14 protein-coding genes, 1 tRNA gene and 1 other RNA gene are annotated in these 16,463 nt (G+C 71.4%); 4 read left to right on the top strand and 12 right to left on the bottom strand.

The features are described from left to right. The first annotated feature begins 87 nt into the window (after positions 1–87). Positions 88–1,932, top strand: coding sequence for a prolyl oligopeptidase family serine peptidase (locus tag ACH4TL_RS14370; RefSeq protein WP_398314892.1), 1,845 nt, complete (start codon positions 88–90; stop codon positions 1,930–1,932). Here ACH4TL_RS14370 and ACH4TL_RS14375 read toward each other — a convergent pair. From ACH4TL_RS14375 to ffs, 10 genes are all read right to left on the bottom strand, one after another. After that, positions 1,856–2,734 carry an SURF1 family protein gene (locus ACH4TL_RS14375; RefSeq protein WP_398313907.1) on the bottom strand — a complete coding sequence of 293 codons (879 nt, stop codon included), beginning with the start codon at positions 2,732–2,734 and terminating at the stop codon, positions 1,856–1,858. The genes ACH4TL_RS14370 and ACH4TL_RS14375 overlap by 77 nt on opposite strands. Before the next feature lie 100 nt (positions 2,735–2,834). Next, positions 2,835–4,052 carry a hypothetical protein gene (locus tag ACH4TL_RS14380; protein WP_398313909.1) on the bottom strand — a complete coding sequence of 406 codons (1,218 nt, stop codon included), beginning with the start codon at positions 4,050–4,052 and terminating at the stop codon, positions 2,835–2,837. Continuing rightward, positions 4,049–4,630: a SigE family RNA polymerase sigma factor gene (locus tag ACH4TL_RS14385; protein WP_184502881.1), complete on the bottom strand. Its 582-nt coding sequence runs from the start codon at positions 4,628–4,630 to the stop codon at positions 4,049–4,051. Before ACH4TL_RS14385 ends, ACH4TL_RS14380 begins: the two co-directional genes overlap by 4 nt. A gap of 412 nt (positions 4,631–5,042) precedes the next feature. Then, the gene (locus tag ACH4TL_RS14390; RefSeq protein ID WP_398313911.1) at positions 5,043–6,119 is read right to left on the bottom strand and encodes an aspartate-semialdehyde dehydrogenase; all 1,077 of its coding nucleotides are present in this window, start codon (positions 6,117–6,119) and stop codon (positions 5,043–5,045) included. Beyond that, on the bottom strand, positions 6,116–7,396 hold the full coding sequence (locus ACH4TL_RS14395) for an aspartate kinase (protein ID WP_398313913.1): 1,281 nt from the start codon (positions 7,394–7,396) through the stop codon (positions 6,116–6,118). Before ACH4TL_RS14395 ends, ACH4TL_RS14390 begins: the two co-directional genes overlap by 4 nt. Before the next feature lie 362 nt (positions 7,397–7,758). After that, the gene (locus tag ACH4TL_RS14400; protein ID WP_398313915.1) at positions 7,759–8,424 is read right to left on the bottom strand and encodes a DUF5063 domain-containing protein; all 666 of its coding nucleotides are present in this window, start codon (positions 8,422–8,424) and stop codon (positions 7,759–7,761) included. Next, complete coding sequence (gene recR / locus ACH4TL_RS14405) at positions 8,417–9,016, bottom strand: recombination mediator RecR (RefSeq protein WP_009716708.1); 600 nt, start codon at positions 9,014–9,016, stop codon at positions 8,417–8,419. The genes ACH4TL_RS14400 and recR overlap by 8 nt, the downstream gene beginning before the upstream one ends. Before the next feature lie 140 nt (positions 9,017–9,156). Further along, positions 9,157–9,492 carry a YbaB/EbfC family nucleoid-associated protein gene (locus tag ACH4TL_RS14410; RefSeq protein ID WP_123098234.1) on the bottom strand — a complete coding sequence of 112 codons (336 nt, stop codon included), beginning with the start codon at positions 9,490–9,492 and terminating at the stop codon, positions 9,157–9,159. A gap of 179 nt (positions 9,493–9,671) precedes the next feature. Beyond that, positions 9,672–12,173, bottom strand: a complete 2,502-nt coding sequence (locus tag ACH4TL_RS14415) for a DNA polymerase III subunit gamma and tau (protein WP_398313917.1) — start codon at positions 12,171–12,173, stop codon at positions 9,672–9,674. A gap of 72 nt (positions 12,174–12,245) precedes the next feature. Then, positions 12,246–12,342: signal recognition particle sRNA small type (ffs, locus tag ACH4TL_RS14420), an RNA gene on the bottom strand. Between the two features lie 73 nt (positions 12,343–12,415). Between ffs and ACH4TL_RS14425 the strand changes: the two genes are divergently transcribed. From ACH4TL_RS14425 to ACH4TL_RS14435, 3 genes are all read left to right on the top strand, one after another. Then, positions 12,416–12,503, top strand: a tRNA-Ser gene (locus ACH4TL_RS14425). A gap of 503 nt (positions 12,504–13,006) precedes the next feature. After that, positions 13,007–13,351 carry a hypothetical protein gene (locus tag ACH4TL_RS14430; protein ID WP_398313919.1) on the top strand — a complete coding sequence of 115 codons (345 nt, stop codon included), beginning with the start codon at positions 13,007–13,009 and terminating at the stop codon, positions 13,349–13,351. 43 nt (positions 13,352–13,394) lie between these two features. Further along, positions 13,395–14,816: an ATP-binding protein gene (locus ACH4TL_RS14435; protein WP_398313921.1), complete on the top strand. Its 1,422-nt coding sequence runs from the start codon at positions 13,395–13,397 to the stop codon at positions 14,814–14,816. Positions 14,817–14,827: 11 nt separating this feature from the next. Here the strand turns inward: ACH4TL_RS14435 and ACH4TL_RS14440 are convergent, their stop codons facing one another. Together ACH4TL_RS14440 and ACH4TL_RS14445 are read right to left on the bottom strand one after the other, a co-directional pair. Beyond that, positions 14,828–15,784, bottom strand: a complete 957-nt coding sequence (locus ACH4TL_RS14440; protein WP_398313922.1) for a DMT family transporter — start codon at positions 15,782–15,784, stop codon at positions 14,828–14,830. Positions 15,785–15,834: 50 nt separating this feature from the next. After that, positions 15,835–16,440, bottom strand: coding sequence for a TetR/AcrR family transcriptional regulator (locus ACH4TL_RS14445; RefSeq protein WP_398313924.1), 606 nt, complete (start codon positions 16,438–16,440; stop codon positions 15,835–15,837). Positions 16,441–16,463 lie beyond the last annotated feature (23 nt).

Consider the following 16,463-nt stretch of genomic DNA (forward strand, 5'->3'; position numbering starts at 1 on the left):
CGAACGTTATCCACAGGCGGGAGGGGACGCCAGCGCGGATGTCGGGGTGCGGCGCAGAATGGGGTCATGACTGAGAGCACGGAGTCCATGCCGGACTGGGAAAAGCGGTTTCGGGCACCGCGAGTGGGGTTGCCGGAGTGGGCGGAGGACGCCCCGGACCGGTCGCTGTTCGTCTCGAACGCCACGGGCACATACGAGTTGTACGCATGGGATCGCGCGACCGGCGCGCAGCGGCAGGTGACGGACCGGCCGAACGGGACGACGGACGGGGTGCTGACCCCGGACGGCCGGTGGATCTGGTGGTTCTCGGATACCGATGGCGATGAGTTCGGGGTCTGGCTGCGCCAGCCCTTCGACGGCGGTGGGTCAGGCGTCGGCGACGGGTCGGGCGGCCAGGGCGCGGGCGGGGTCCCGGGGGCGGACGAGCCCGCGGCGCCCGGTCTCGAACCCTCCTATCCGGCGGGTCTCGCGCTCGGCCGGGACGGCACGGCGGTCGTCGGCCGGTCCACGGACGAGGAGGGCTCGACGATCCATGTGGTGGCGCCGGGCGCCGAACCCCGGGAGATCTACCGGCACCGGGAGTCGGCCGGAGTGGGCGACCTGTCTCACGACGGGACGCTGATCGCGGTCGAGCACACCGAGCACGGCGACGCCATGCACTCGGCGATCCGGGTCGTCCGGCTGGACGGCACGGCGGTCGCGGAGCTGGACGACACCAAGGGCGGCACCGAGGAGCTGGGCCTGTCCGTCATGGGCTTCGCGCCGGTCGCCGGGGACACCCGGCTGCTGGTCGGGCACCAGCGGCGGGGCCGGTGGGAGCCGATGGTGTGGGACCCGCTGACCGGGGTGGAGACGGCCCTGGCCATCGACCTGCCGGGCGACGTCGGCGCGGACTGGTTCCCGGACGGCTCGGCGCTGCTCGTCTCCCACGACCACCAGGCGCGCGGCGAGCTGTGGCGGTACGAGCTGGCCTCCGGCGAGCTGACCCGCGTCGAGACCCCGCTCGGGACGATCGCGGGCGCCTCCGCGCGGCCGGACGGCGCGATCGAGTTCCTGTGGTCCTCGTCCGAGCAGCCGCCACAGGTGCGGTCGACGAGCGGACGGACCGTGCTCGACCCACCGGGGCTCAAGGCCCCCGTGTCGGTGCCGGTCGGCGACGTCTGGGTGGACGGGCCGGGCGGGCGGGTGCACGCCCTGGTGCAGAAGCCCGAGGGCGAGGGCCCCTTCCCCACCGTCTTCGACATCCACGGCGGGCCGACCTGGCACGACAGCGATGCCTTCGCGGCAGGCCCGGCGGCCTGGGTCGACCACGGCTTCGCCGTCGTCCGGGTCAACTACCGCGGCTCGACCGGGTACGGACGGGCCTGGACGGACGCGCTCAAGCACCGGGTCGGGCTGATCGAGCTGGAGGACATCGAGGCGGTCCGGGAGTGGGCTGTGACCTCGGGGCTGGCCGACCCCGAGCGGCTGGTGCTGTCCGGCGGCTCCTGGGGCGGCTATCTGACCCTGCTGGGCCTGGGCACCCAGCCCGAAGCCTGGGCGCTGGGCCTGGCCGCGGTCCCGGTCGCGGACTATGTGACGGCCTACCACGACGAGATGGAGGCTCTGAAGGCGATGGACCGCACGCTCCTCGGGGGCACCCCGGAGGAGGTTCCGGAGCGCTTCGCGGCATCCTCCCCGCTGACCTACGTGGACCAGGTGCGGGCGCCGGTCTACATCTCGGCCGGGGTGAACGACCCGCGCTGCCCGATACGGCAGATCGACAACTACGTGGAGCGGCTTCAGCAGCGCGGCGCCCCGCACGAGGTGTACCGCTACGACGCGGGGCACGGCTCGCTCGTGGTCGAGGAGCGGATCAAGCAGTTGCGCTTGGAGATCGATTTCGCTCAGCGTCATCTGGGGCAGGGTCCGGCCGCGGCCCGGGCGGAGTAGCGCCCTGCCGTGAGGCCGCGGGCTCTTCCGGAGCGAGGCCCAGCGCGAGGTCGCGGGCGGCCTCGACCTCGCGCCGGAAGAGCCGGAACCACATGAAGACCACGAAGCCCGCGAAGACGAACCACTCACCGGTGTAGCCGAGGTTCTGGAACGCCTTGAGGTCCAGTCCGGTGCCCGCCGCCGCGACGGGGGGCACCGGCCGCAGGGCCCCGGGTGCCTGGGAGGAGGTGATCCACGCGTCGTACACCGTGTACGGCACCAGATTGACCAGCGAGGCGTCGCTGATCATGCCCAGCTGGCCGCTCGGCAGAGCGCCGCTCGCGGTCACCCCGCCGCTGCCCTCGTGCTCGGTCGCCTGAAGCGCTCCGGTGACCGTCACCCGGCCGGACGGCGGCGCGGGCACCTTGGCGGTGTCGGCCTTCGAGTCGGCGTCCCCGGGCAGCCAGCCGCGGACGACGGGCAGCGCCTTGCCCCCGTCGGTGCGCAGCAGCGTCAGCACATAGAAGCCGGTACGGTCGCCGAGCCGCCGGTCGGGAACGAGGAGTTGGTGTCCGGTGTCATACCGGCCGGTGGCGGTCGCCCGCCGCCCGGAGGTCTCCGTGGTGACCGGCAGCAGGTCGCGCAGCGGCTTCGCCGCGGCCTTCTCGGCGTCGGACGCCTCGTCCTGCTGCTGCTTGTGGGTGTCGATGCGCGTCTCGAAGCGGCTGAGCTGCCAGCTGCCCATGAAGAGGCAGAACGGGATCGCCACCACGGTGAACACGTTGATCACCCACCAGCGGGGTGTCAGCAGAAACCGATACACACCCCCACGGTACGGGCCGCACGCCGGGTCCCCGGCGGCGGGCCCCGGCTTCATGCCGCCGCGGGCGGGCCCAGCAGCGGGCCCCGCGGGCTCGGAGCGCTCAGGAGGAGGCCAGCAGCCCGGTGCCGTAGACCGTCCCCGCGCAGGCGCCGCTCAGGGTCACGCTGCCCACCGCGGGCTCGCCCGCCTCCGGCGTATAGCTGACCAGGACGCTCGCTGCGGGCTGCTCGCCACCGCCGCCGCCCGGGGAGCCGCTGGGGTCGCCCGAGCCGGGCTGGTCCGCCGGGCCACCGGCGGCATCCGGGGAGGGGCTGGCGGTCGGTGTTCCGTCGCCGGAGCTGGGGCAACCGCTGGGGCCGCCGCCCGACGCCGGTATCCAGGCGAACCGGACCTCGTACGCCTGGCCCGGCTGGAGGATCAGCGTGCCCGGCTCGGTGGCCGGGTCGGGCAGCCCGGTGGCCGCGTCACCCGCCGTGTGGTCGACGTAGAAGACCTTCGCCTGGTCCGCTCCGCCCTGCGCGGACGCGCCGAAGGTGCCGCCGCCCTCGACCATGCAGGTCTGACCGGAGGTGTTCACGACGCGGAACGAGCCGTAGATCCGGCCCTCGGCGTCGGCCGTCCCGGCCGACCCGCCGCTGCCGCCGAGCTGGGTGCGGGAGCAGGTGGGCGAGGTGGCGTTCAGCGTGCTGGAGGGGTCGGGGGCGGTGCCGCCGGATTCGCCGCCCCGGGAGCCCTTGGACGGCTTGTCCTTGTCCTTCTCGCCGCCCTTGTCCTTGGAGCCGTGCTCACCCGTCCGGGCCTTGTCGGAGGGTCCGTCGGGGTCCTTGCCGCCGCTGCCCTCGCCGCGCCCGCCGCTGTCGCCCGCCTGGGGGGTGCGGTGACTGCTGGCCGCGTTGGCCGGGCGGTCGTTCGAGGTGTTGCTGGCGGACGTCACGTGCACCAGGGCGGGCAGCGCGGCGCCGCCGAGCACCACCGCCGCCACGGCCCCGACCAGGGCCTGGCGCCGCCGTGCCCGCCGGGCGGGCACGGCGCGCCGCAAGTGCTCCAGGGAGTGCGGGGTCGGCGCCAGGTCGTCGACCGCGTGGTGCAGCATCCGCCGTAGCGCCTGCTCGTCCACGTCACCCGCGCCGTGGGTGACATCCGCGCCGTGGATCTCTCCCGCGCCAGCTATGTCGCCCGCGCCGTCCTTGTCGCCCGCGCCGTCGGGAGCGGCCTCCAACTGCTCGCGGTCGTCGCTCCGGCCGCTCCGGTCGGTCCGGTCGCTCTGGTCGGTCCGGTCGGGGTCATCGGGGCCCGGCGTGCCGTTCTCGTGGTTCATGCGGGAGCCTCCATGGCGACGCGGAGCGCCGCGATGCCGCGCGAGCCGTACGCCTTGACCGAGCCGAGCGATATGCCCAGCGTCTCGGCCACCTGGGCCTCGGTCATGTCGGCGAAGTAGCGCAGCACAAGGACCTCGCGCTGGCGGCGCTGAAGCCCCTTCATCGCCTTGATCAATTGGTCGCGCTCCAGCTGGTCGTACGCGCCTTCCTCGGCACTGGCCATGTCGGGCATCGGCTTGGAGAGCAGCTTCAGCCCGAGGATGCGGCGGCGCAGCGCGGAGCGGGAGAGGTTGACGACCGTCTGCCGCAGATAGGCGAGGGTCTTCTCCGGGTCGCGGACTCTTTTGCGCGCCGAGTGCACGCGGATGAACGCCTCCTGCACCACGTCCTCGCAGGACGCGGTGTCGTCGAGGAGGAGCGCCGCGAGCCCTAGCAGCGACCGGTAGTGGGCGCGGTAGGTCTCGGTGAGGTGATCGACTGTGGTCCCCGCTGCCATCGCCATCGCGTCGTCAGCGTCCTCGCGCCCTGTCGCGAGGGGTGCAGGGCGGGCGGTCGACCATGGCGCGATCACCGGCATGCCGCCTGATGTGCGCGGAAGCGGGGGCCGCACTGCCGCGCCGCCGCTCCCTGGAACCGTTGCGATGCCGAATACCTCTGCCACGTCTGTTGGACACGCTTGCCCCTGTCAGGGTTGTACGCGCGAGGCACCGCTTTTGACGCTGCACCAGATCCCCCCATGCGCCCCAACTCTCCCCAATGCCCAGTTTTCACAGCGCCCACGGGTGGGCGACCAGAAAGACGCTCCCCGCTCGCTGTCGGTTGCAGCAAGCGGGGAGCGGTGCGTCGGACAGGCCACGGGCCCGGACCAACTGGTCCAGGCCATTAGCCAGATCACAGGATATTCACATTATCCGGGGCGTGCACCCTGGGCAGTGCGTGCACGATGCACCATGCGGGCGTGGGCACGGCGGTCAACCAGCGGTCGTGCGCTACGCGGTGGTCAGTTCCGCCGCGATGACCTCCCCGATCTGCGCGGTGTTGAGCGCCGCGCCCTTGCGGAGGTTGTCGCCGCACACGAAGAGTTCGAGCGCCCGCGGGTCGTCCATCGAACGCCGCACCCGGCCGACCCACGTCGGATCGGTGCCCACGACGTCGGCGGGCGTGGGGAACTCGCCCTCCGCCGGGTTGTCGCACAGCACCACACCCGGCGCACCGGCCAGGATCTCGTGCGCGCCCTCCACCGTGACCTCGTTCTCGAACCGCGCGTGCACGGCCAGCGAGTGCGTGGTGATCACGGGCACGCGCACACAGGTCGCGGTGACCCGCAGGTCCGGCAGCCCCAGGATCTTGCGGGACTCGTTCCGTACCTTCAGCTCCTCCGAGGACCAGCCGTCCTCCTTGAGCGAGCCCGCGAACGGCACCACGTTGAGCGCCATCGGCGCCGGGAACGGCCCGGTCTCGCCGACCGCCCGCCGTACGTCGCCCGGGTGCGTCCCCAGCTCCGTACCGGCCACCAGCGCGATCTGCTCGCGCAGCGCGTCGATGCCCTCCTTGCCCGCGCCGGAGACCGCCTGGTACGAGGAGACGATCAGCTCGCTCAGCCCGAACTCGGCGTGCAGCGCACCCATCGCGACGATCATCGACAGCGTGGTGCAGTTCGGGTTGGCGATGATGCCGCGCGGCCGGACGCGTGCGGCGTGCGCGTTCACCTCGGGCACCACCAGCGGCACATCCGGGTCCATCCGGAAGGCGCCGGAGTTGTCCACGACGACCGCGCCCTTGCTCGCCGCGACCGGCGCCCACCGGGCCGAGACCTCGTCGGGGACGTCGAACATCGCGACGTCGACGTCCTCGAAGGCCTTCTCGCCCAGCGCCACGACCTCGACCTGCTCGCCGCGGACGGTCAGCTTCCGGCCGGCCGAGCGCGGCGAGGCGATCAGCCGGATCTCGCCCCAGACGTCGGCCCGCTCGGACAGGATCGAGAGCATGACGGTGCCGACGGCACCGGTCGCACCGACGACGGCGAGCGTCGGCTTCCGGCCACCGGCACCGTCGGCCCGGGTCATCGTCCGGTCCCTCCGTACACGACCGCCTCGACGCTGTCGCTGTCCAGCCCGAACGCGCTGTGCACGGCGCGGACCGCGTCCTTCACCTCGTCGGCCCGGGTGACGACCGAGATACGGATCTCGGAGGTCGAGATCAGCTCGATGTTGACCCCGGCGTTCGACAGCGCCTCGAAGAAGGTCGCGGTCACGCCCGGGTTGGTCCGCATCCCGGCGCCGATCAGCGAGATCTTGGCGATCTGGTCGTCGTAGCGCAGCGAGTCGAAGCCGATCTGCGTCTTCGCCTTGGTCAGCGCCTCCATCGCCCGGTGGCCGTCCGTCTTGGGCAGCGTGACGGAGATGTCGGTCAGCCCGGTCGACGCGGCGGAGACGTTCTGCACCACCATGTCGATGTTGATCTCGGCGTCCGAGATCGTGCGGAAGATGGCCGCGGCCTCACCCGGCTTGTCCGGCACCCCGACGACCGTGACCTTGGCCTCGGACGTGTCGTGTGCGACCCCGGAGATGATCGCCTGTTCCATGCCTTCTTCTCCTTCTCCCGCTTCCTGCCGATTGCGCACCCAGGTGCCCTGATGGCCGGAGAACGACGACCGTACGTGGATGGGGATGTTGTAGCGGCGCGCGTATTCCACGCAGCGCAGATGCAGCACCTTGGAGCCGCTCGCGGCGAGCTCCAGCATGTCCTCGTACGGAATTTCGTTGATCTTGCGAGCCTTCTTCACCACGCGCGGATCGGAGGTGAACACTCCGTCCACGTCGGTGTAGATCTCGCACACCTCGGCATCCAGGGCTGCCGCCAGGGCCACCGCTGTGGTGTCCGAGCCGCCCCGGCCGAGGGTGGTGATGTCCTTGCTCTCCTGGGACACGCCCTGGAAGCCCGCGACGATCGCGACCGCGCCCAGCTCGAGCGCGTCGCGGATGCGCCCCGGCGTGACATCGATGATCCGCGCTTTGTTGTGGACCGCGTCGGTGATGACTCCTGCCTGGCTGCCGGTGAACGACAGCGCCTCGTGACCGAGGTCTTTGATCGCCATGGCCAGCAACGCCATGGAGATTCGCTCTCCCGCGGTCAGCAGCATGTCGAACTCGCGCCCAGTAGGAATCGGGGATACCTGCTCGGCGAGATCGATCAGCTCGTCCGTCGTGTCGCCCATCGCGGAAACCACGACGACCACCTGGTGGCCGTTCTTCTTGGCTTCGACGATTCGCTTGGCGACCCGCTTGATGCCCTCGGCATCGGCAACGGAGGAGCCTCCGTACTTCTGCACGACAAGGCCCACGTGCGCTCCTCGCAGATCTCAATAATGCGGTCGGCTCAGTTTAGCGAGCGGCCGGAAAGTGCCCTCCTGATATCAGATAGCGAGACACACGCCTCACCACCCGACCAGGACGGACCAGACGGACCTGGGCGGACCAGGGGGATCATGCGGCACAACGTCCCCGTACCGCGGATACTCCTGGCATCCCGTACCACTCGTTCAGCGACGAACCCTGCCCGCTTCCCGGCGAAGCACACGGGAACGTAACCCAGCTCACAGGGCGCGCGGGGGCCATAGCGGCGCCCGGGCGGGGGCGCGGGGGCGGGCCCGGGGACCGTCCCAGGGGCGCGGCGAACCCGGCTCAGGAGCGTGGGGGACGCGGTTCAGGGGCGCAGGGAACGCAGCCCCAGCGGCTCCGCGATCTCCGCCGCCATGACCCGGCCGGCCTCCTCCGCCAGCGCCTCGTCACCGCCCGCGTTACTGTCCGTGTCCAGCCCGTCCAGCTCGTCCAGCGGGCTGTCCAGCCGTACGTGCGCGACGAGCGACTGGAGCGCGCGCAGGGCGGCGGAGGCGGTCGTACCCCAGTTGGAGAGGTACGAGAACTGCCACCACCACATCGCCTCGTTGATCCGGCCGTCCCGGTAGTGCGCCATGCCGTGCCGCAGGTCCGTGATGATCAGGGCGAGGTCGTCGGAGATGCGGCAGGGGACGGGCTCACTGCGCGGCACGTACGGGTCGAAGACCTCCGAGTAGACGTCCACCGGCTCCAGCAGCCGGGCGAACCGCTCCCGCAGCTCGTCGACGTCCGGCTCGGGACCGGCGTCCGGCTCGTACCGCTCGTCCGGTACGAAGTCCTCGTGCGCGCCGAGCCGACCGCCGGCGAGGATCAGCTGGGAGAGCTCGAGCAGCAGGAACGGCACGGCACTGTTCGGCTCGTCCCCCTTGGCGACCTCGGTGACCGCGACGATGAAACTCTCGATCTGATCGGCGATCTGGACCGCGAAGTCGTCGGGGTCCGGGTGGGCGTCGTGCAACGTTGCGTCAGACATCGAGAAGTCTTCTCCCTTCGAAGGCACGACCCAGCGTGACCTCGTCGGCATACTCCAGATCTCCCCCGACGGGAAGACCACTGGCCAGGCGCGTGACCTTCAGCCCCATGGGCTTGATCATGCGCGCGAGGTACGTGGCGGTGGCTTCACCCTCCAGATTCGGATCGGTGGCCAGGATCAGCTCGGTGACCGTACCGTCCGCGAGCCGGGCCAGCAGCTCCCTGATCCGCAGATCGTCCGGACCCACGCCCTCGATGGGGCTGATCGCCCCGCCGAGCACGTGATAGCGGCCGCGGAATTCACGGGTCCGCTCGATCGCGACAACGTCCTTCGGCTCCTCGACCACGCAGATGACCGCGGGGTCGCGGCGCGGGTCCTGACAGACCCGGCACTGCTCGGCCTCGGCGACGTTCCCGCACACCGCGCAGAACCGCACCTTCTCCTTGACCTCGGTCAGCGCGTGAGCGAGGCGTCGGACGTCGGTGGGCTCGGACTGGAGGATGTGGAAGGCGATCCGCTGCGCGCTCTTGGGACCGACGCCGGGCAGCCTGCCCAACTCGTCGATGAGGTCCTGGACCACGCCCTCGTACACGCCTGCATCCAATCTCGCGCCGCCGCGCGGTGGCTGTACTGCATATGAATATTCGGTTGCACCGCTCGAAACGGGGCACAGGCCCCGTCGCGCGATCCATGAGCCCCTCGGCTCAGACCCTCAGTCTCAGGCCTTCGGCCTCAGAAAGGCAGCCCCGGCATCCCACCCAGTCCCTGCGCCAGCGGGCCGAGCTTCGTCTGCTGGAGCTCCTGCGCGGCGTGGTTCGCGTCGCGGACGGCCGCGACGACCAGGTCCGCGAGGGTCTCGGTGTCCTCCGGATCCACTGCCTTCGGGTCGATCACCAGACCCTGAAGCTCACCGGCACCGGTCACGGTCGCCTTCACCAGCCCACCGCCCGAGGACCCCTCGACAGGGGTACGGGCCAGCTCTTCCTGGGCCGCGGCGAGGTCCTGCTGCATCTTCTGCGCCTGCTGCAGCAACTGCTGCATGTCAGGCTGGCCACCACCGGGAATCACGAGTTCGCTCCTGGCTGTCGACTGCGGTTCTCTTCGATAGCCCGAGCCTACGTGCTCCCACGGCGCCTTGCCCTACGCCGTACGGAGGAGACGGCCGACCCCGGTGCCGGGCCCGCCCCTGGGCCATACGGCCCATTCGAGACCTATTCGACGGCCTACTCGACGGCCTGCTCGATGGCCTACTCGTTCGCGATTTCCTCGATGACCGTGGCGCCCAGCTCGCGCACGATCAGGTCGTGCCCGCTCAGCGCGGTCTCGTCCAGATCCGGGTCGTCCTCGGCCGGCATGTCGTCCTCCGGCGAGATGGGCGGAGGCTCGGGCTCCCGGTACACGGACGCCTCGGGGGGCGGCCCCGCGTCGGCGGGCGCGGGAGCGGGTGCCGGGGCCGACGGTGCGGGGGCGGAGGGGGGCGCGGGGGCGGGCTGCCGGGGCGGAGCGGGCTGACCGCCCCCTCCGCCGAAGCCGCCGCCCGCGTTTCCGCCGCCACCGAAGCCCCCGGGGCCCCCAGGACCGCCGGAAGCTCCCGGCCCGGGCCCACCGAACCCACCGGGTCCGCCACCCGGACCGCCCGGCCCACCCCCTTGTCCGCCTTGGCCCCCTTGACCACCAGACGGATCGACGATCGCCTCGATGCGCCACTGCACGCCGATCGCGTCGTGGAGGGCCTGCCGCAGGATGTCCTCGCTGCCGCCGTTGGCGAAGCTGTCGCGGGCGCCCGCGTTGGGGAACCCGATCTGGAGGGTCGTGCCGTCGAAGCCGGAGACCGAGGCGTTCTGGCTCAGCAGGATCCAGGTGAAGCGGCGACGGTTCTTGACCGCCTCCAGAATGTCCGGCCACATCTGCCGCACCTGCATGGCGCCCTGCGCCATGCCCGGAGTCGGCTGCGGCTGACCGGGCCCACCGGCCGGACGCCCCTGCCCGGCCCCGGGCGCAGGGGCAACGGGCGCAGGGGCAGCCGCGGGCGTGGAGGCTCCCGACCCGGGCGCGGAAGCCGTGGGCCAGGCCCCCGGCCGCTGCTGCCCGCCACCCGATGCGGGCGCACCACCGGACTGCTGCCCACCGCCACCCGCACCGGGCTGCGCGCTCGTGGGCCAGGCACCGGGCCGCTGCCCACCGCCCGGCGCAGGCGAGCCGCTGGGCTGCTGCGCCGTCTGTCCGCCCGCCGAAGGCCAGGCGCCGGGCCGCCGCGCCCCACTGTCCGTACCGCCGCCGCTGTCGTCGGCCGCCGGGGGTTGCGCACCCGCAACGGAAGCGTCGTCATCAGGCGCCGCGCCGCCTGCCGTCTCGTCCTGCCCCCCGGGCTGCTCCCCAGGAGCCCCAGGCGCACCAGGCCCCCCAGGCGCACCAGAAGCCCCAGGTCCATCCCCGCCCGGCCCACGACCACCGGCCATCGCCGCGCGGGCGGCCGCCGGGCCGGAGGGCCCGGCCGGGACATGGGACTCGGGCCCCGGTACGTATCCCACAGCGGGCCCCGGCCCAGGGCCACCGCCCCCACCGGAAACGCCGCCCAGGCCGCCCGCCAGGGCACCCCGCTCCAGCCGCTCCAGCCGCGACTGCACCGACCGCTCGTCGTCGAAGGCGGCGGGCAGCAGCACCCGCGCGCAGATCAGCTCCAGCTGGAGCCGCGGCGAGGTGGCGCCGCGCATCTCCGTCAGCCCCTCGTTGACGAGATCGGCCGCCCGACTCAACTCGGCGCCGCCGAAGACCGACGCCTGCGCCTGCATCCGCTCGACCACATCGGCCGGGGCGTCGATGAGCCCCTTGTCCGCCGCGTCCGGCACGGCGGCGAGGATCACCAGGTCGCGCAGCCGCTCCAGCAGGTCGGCGACGAAGCGCCGGGGGTCGTTGCCGCCCTCGATCACCCGGTTCACGACCTCGAAGGCCGCCGCGCCGTCGGTCGCCGCGAACGCGTCCACGATCGCGTCGAGCAGCGAGCCGTCCGTATAACCGAGCAGCGAGGTGGCCATGGCGTACGTCACGCCGTCGTCGCTCGCGCCCGCGAGCAGCTGGTCCATGACCGACATCGAGTCCCGGACGGATCCGGCGCCCGCCCGCACCACCAGCGGCAGCACCCCGTCCTCGACCGGAATGTCCTCGCGCCCGCAGACCTCGCCCAGATAGTCGCGGAGCGTCCCCGGCGGCACCAGCCGGAACGGATAGTGGTGCGTACGCGACCGGATGGTGCCGATGACCTTCTCCGGCTCGGTGGTCGCGAAGATGAACTTCAGATGCTCCGGCGGCTCCTCGACCACCTTCAGCAGGGCGTTGAACCCCGCCGAGGTGACCATGTGCGCCTCGTCGATGATGTAGATCTTGTAACGACTCGACGCGGGCCCGAAGAACGCCTTCTCCCTCAGCTCCCGCGCGTCGTCCACACCACCGTGCGAGGCGGCGTCGATCTCGATCACATCGATCGACCCGGGCCCGTTCCGCGCGAGGTCCTGGCAGGACTGGCACTCCCCGCACGGCGCCGGGGTGGGGCCCTTCTCACAGTTCAGACAGCGGGCCAGGATGCGCGCACTGGTCGTCTTGCCACAGCCGCGCGGACCACTGAACAGATACGCGTGGTTGACCCGGTTGTTGCGCAGCGCCTGCTGCAGCGGATCGGTGACATGCTCCTGCCCGATGACCTCCGCGAAGGTCTCGGGGCGGTAGCGGCGGTACAGCGCGAGGGACGACACGCTTACGACGATATCGGGGCCCACCGACATCCGGACGCCGCCCGGTGCCCCGCCCCCGGAACGCCCCAGGAACGCAAGGGCCCCCCACGCACCCGCCAGAGCTCACTTACCCTTGCTGCCTTCCGGCCCTGGGGGAGTTCGGTGAGATAGCGCCACGTGAGGGGCTGGCCCCCACCCTAGCGGATAGACCGGGGTGGGAACGAGTTCGCGAGCACTCCCGATCGTCTTGTAGAGTCTCCAGCGGAGGATTCGCCTAGAGGCCTAGGGCGCACGCTTGGAAAGCGTGTTGGGGGCAACCCCTCACGAGTTCGAATCTCGTATCCTCCGCCAGTGCCTTCACCGGGCACGATGTCGAAGGGCCCCACCGCTCGCGGTGGGGCCCTTCGACGTTCTCTCAGCTCTCGTTGTCCTGGTCTTCGTCCGCAGGGGGTGCTTCCGGGGGTCCCCAGACGAAGTCGGCGATCTTCCGGGCGACGTCCCGCTCTGGACTTGGTGTTCAAGCGTCTCCCCCTGCCGCAGACCAGGCGCGAGTGCCAACACCACCGGGCGCTGCTCCGGCGCTTGTTGACGGTGAGCTTGGTGACTCCTCCGCATCGGGCGGTACAGGCTCTCCAGGTACTCGGGCTCCAAGCGGTCGATGCGATGCTCTCGCATTGAACTGAGACGGCCTGCGAGCGGCCACTGCCCGCCGAGAGGGAACTTGCCCTCATCCGACGCCGACCGGTCATGAGGACACGCCGTCCTTGAACCCGGCGCCGGGCTCCGGCCCCGCTGTGACGCTCCCTGGTCTGACGAAGCGCACTCCGCGTGAAGTCCCGATCAACGCTGGCGACATGGCTGGGCGCCCTCGACGGCTCTCGTCGTGTACGCCGCTGGGCTCCTGGGCTCGGGACGGCGATCGTGTGGTCCCCACCGAGGCGTACGACGCCTGGGCGGAACAGGAACCCCCAGAGCAGTTCGCCGCACTGCTTCAGGCGTGGCGGAACCTGCCGGTCGAGTACGTCGCCACCTCGGGGAACCGGACCGTGCGCACCCTCAGCCGCCTCATGCTCGACCCGCCCTGCCTCGAAGCCTGGTGCCACCTGCGCAACGCCGAGCGCGTTTTCAGCCCCTCCCGCATCCACAGCGTCATGAGCTTCGCGCCCGACCGAGAACGAGGGGCAGTTTGGTATCGATAGCGATAGTATCCCTAACAAGACTATCGTCACCGGGAGGCTTGTCGTGCGTCGTTTCATCGGGCGGGACCGCGAGCTGAACGTGCTCCGCAACGCCTTGCAGGCGGTTCAGGATGCCGCCGGGTCGGGCAAACCGGGGCAGTGCATCCTCATGCGGGGAAGACGGCGGGTGGGTAAGTCCAGCCTCGTCGAGGAGTTCCTGCGCCGTACCGAGACGCCGTACCTCTTCTTCACCGCGGCGGGCGGCACGGCGGAGGACGAGCTGACGGAGCTGCTCGACGCCGTCGCCAGGTCCACCCTGCCGGAGCGGGGACTGTTCCACGAGGAGACCCCCGATCAGTGGAACGCAGCGCTCAGGCTGCTTGCGGAGGTCCTGCCCGACGACTCTCCCAGCGTCGTCGTCATCGACGAGGTTCCGTATCTCATGGACCGCGTCGACGCCTTCGAGGGCATGCTCCAGCGGGCATGGGACCGGCTGCTCAGCCGCAAGCCGGTACTTCTCCTCCTGGTCGGATCCGATCTGTCGATGATGGAGGCCCTGAACGACTACGACCGTCCCTTTCACCAGCGGGGCCGGGAAATGATCGTGGGACCACTGAACCCGGCCGACATCGGCGAGATGCTCGGCCTGTCACCGGCAGCCGCGTTCGACGCCACTCTGATCACGGGCGGTCTCCCCCTGGTCTGCGCCGAGTGGCGGGCCGGAGCGGATGTCTGGGAATTCCTCCGCGACTCCCTGGACAACCCGATCTCGGCTCTGCTGGTCTCCGCCGAGCGCTCACTGGCCGCGGAGTTTCCACCGCAGGCGATGAGCAGGGAGGTCCTGCGTGCCATCGGATCGGGGGAGCGAACCTTTACCAACATCGCTCGCGCGGCCGGCGGCATCGCCCACACCACTCTCACCCGAGCCACCGACGTCCTGATCGAGAAACGGGTCGTAGCCGCCGAGCTGCCGCTCTCACTGAGGCCGTCGAAGGAACGCCGCTACCGGGTGGCCGACCCCTACCTGCGCTTCTGGCTCGCGTTTCTGGATCCGCACATGGCGGAGATCGAACGGATGCGGGGAGATCTCACGCTGAGCCGGATCAAGGAGCGGTGGACGAGCTGGCGCGGCCGCGCGATCGAGCCGCTGGTCCGGGAATCCCTCGCCCGCCTTCTGCCGGACGGGCCCCTGCCCGCCACCCCGGCGATCGGCGGGCACTGGACCCGCAGCAACGACATCGAAATCGACCTGGTTGGCGCCGACCGGCAGCCGGTGGCCAAACAGTTGCTTTTCCTCGGCTCGGTCAAGTGGCTGGAGAACTCCGCGTTCGACAGCCACGACCTGGCCGCACTGCAAAAACACCGGGCAGCGATCACCGACGAGCCGGTACCGCTCGTGGCGGTCTCCCGTAGTGGGGTCGGTTGTTCCGGTCTTCAGGCGGTGTACGGCCCTGAGGAACTGCTCAGCGCTTGGCGCGGGGTGTGACGGGCCGTCGCTCAGTGACCTTGGTCAGACACGGCCCCATGGCGGACTGCGGCCTCATGCACCGGTGTTGTGACGTCTTCCTCCTGCCGTGGCGCCCGTACGGATCGCGTCGGCACGGTGAGGACCGCCAGGCAGCCGACGACGAGGGCGATGCCCACCCAGCCGAAGGCAGGGAGCCGTTCGCCGACGACCAGCACGGCGAGCACGGCCGCGACGGCCGGTTCGAGCAGGGAGAGCGTGGTCGCCGTGCTGGCGGGGACGTGCGCCAGTCCCCAGCCGAACAGGACGTAGCCCACGAACATCGGCACCAGCGCCATGTAAGCGCCCACGGCCGCGTTCGGCCAGGAGCTGATGAGCGGGGCGCCGGTGGCCAGCAGGACCGGTACGAGCAGCAGCCCGCCCAGCCCGAAGATCGTGCCCATCGCGGCGCGGGAGGGGATCCCGCGGCTGATCAGCCGGTGAGCCGCCCACGAGTACAGGGCGTACGTCACACCGGCGACCAGGCCCAGCACCACGCCGAGCACGGTGGCGCCCACGGAGACCGACCCCGGGTCGTCGTGCGCCCGCGCGGCCTCCGCCGCGCACAGCATGACCGTGCCCGCCAGGCCGAGGGCGGCGCCGAACATCCAGCGGCGGGTGAGCCGGCGCCGGTCCGCGACGCGCTCGATCACAGCCGAGGCCAGCGGGGCCGTACCGATGGATATCACCGTCCCCACCGCCACTCCGGCCAAGTGCATCGAGCTGTAGAACGCCAGCGGGTAGACCGCCACGGACACCGCGCCCAGCAACACGACGCCGCGATGCGCACGCGGCCCCGGGGCCTGATGGGCGATCCCGGGAGCGGCCAGCAGGGCCTGGAGCAGCCCGCCCAGCCCCATCGCGACAGCGCCGATCGCCAGCGGCCCCACGGCCGGGGCGAACGTCGCCGCCGTACCCGTCGTGCCCCACAGCACGGACGCCGCGAGCACGCACAACGATCCCGCGCCCACCGAACGGGCCGCGCCGCCGCCCGGCCGCCTCACAGCCGGTCCAGCAGGTCCGCCGCCAGCGCGCGGGCGTGCCGCAGACGGGTGTCCTCGCCCTCAAGACCGGCACGCGCCATCGCACCCTCCAGCAGGAACGCCAGATGCTCCGCCATCGCGCGGGCTTGATCGGGGCGCTCGGGCAGCAGCTCCTCGAGGTGACCGGTGAGCAGCGCCTCGACCTCCTCCTTGTGGCGCCGCACCACCGTCCGCCCCTCGTCCCCGGTGGGCAGCTCGGCGGCCGCGTTCAGCAGCCCGCATCCGCGAAAGCCACGTTCGTACGCGAACGCCGCGTGATCGGCGTACGCGTCGAACACCGCGAGCACGCCGCCGCGCGGATCCTGGGCCCGCTCCAGCCGCGCCCGGTACAACCCACGCCACTCCTCGTGGCGCGCCTCGAGGTAGGCACGCACGAGATCGGCCTTGGAGGCGAAGTTGTTGTACAGGCTCTTCTTCGCCACGCCCGCTTCGGTCGTGATCGTGTCGATCCCGGTCGCCGCCACGCCATCGGCGTAGAAGCGCCGCGCCGCGGCCGCCAGCAGCCGCTCCCGGGCGCCGGTTCGCCTCGCGGCTCCGGTCGGGCCCTTGCCGGTGTCGCTCATCACGCTCTCCGAAGTAGGTAGGT

The organism is Streptomyces sp. NPDC021115 (assembly GCF_044333065.1).
Classification (GTDB): Bacteria; Actinomycetota; Actinomycetes; order Streptomycetales; family Streptomycetaceae; genus Streptomyces.

Coding starts and splice junctions, on each gene's coding strand:
- ACH4TL_RS14370 (WP_398314892.1), top strand. CDS start 88: ATGCCGGACTGGGAAAAGCGGTTTCGGGCACCGCGAGTGGGGTTGCCG.
- ACH4TL_RS14380 (WP_398313909.1), bottom strand. CDS start 4,052: ATGAACCACGAGAACGGCACGCCGGGCCCCGATGACCCCGACCGGACC.
- ACH4TL_RS14385 (WP_184502881.1), bottom strand. CDS start 4,630: ATGCCGGTGATCGCGCCATGGTCGACCGCCCGCCCTGCACCCCTCGCG.
- ACH4TL_RS14390 (WP_398313911.1), bottom strand. CDS start 6,119: ATGACCCGGGCCGACGGTGCCGGTGGCCGGAAGCCGACGCTCGCCGTC.
- ACH4TL_RS14400 (WP_398313915.1), bottom strand. CDS start 8,424: ATGTCTGACGCAACGTTGCACGACGCCCACCCGGACCCCGACGACTTC.
- ACH4TL_RS14430 (WP_398313919.1), top strand. CDS start 13,007: ATGGCTGGGCGCCCTCGACGGCTCTCGTCGTGTACGCCGCTGGGCTCC.
- ACH4TL_RS14445 (WP_398313924.1), bottom strand. CDS start 16,440: ATGAGCGACACCGGCAAGGGCCCGACCGGAGCCGCGAGGCGAACCGGC.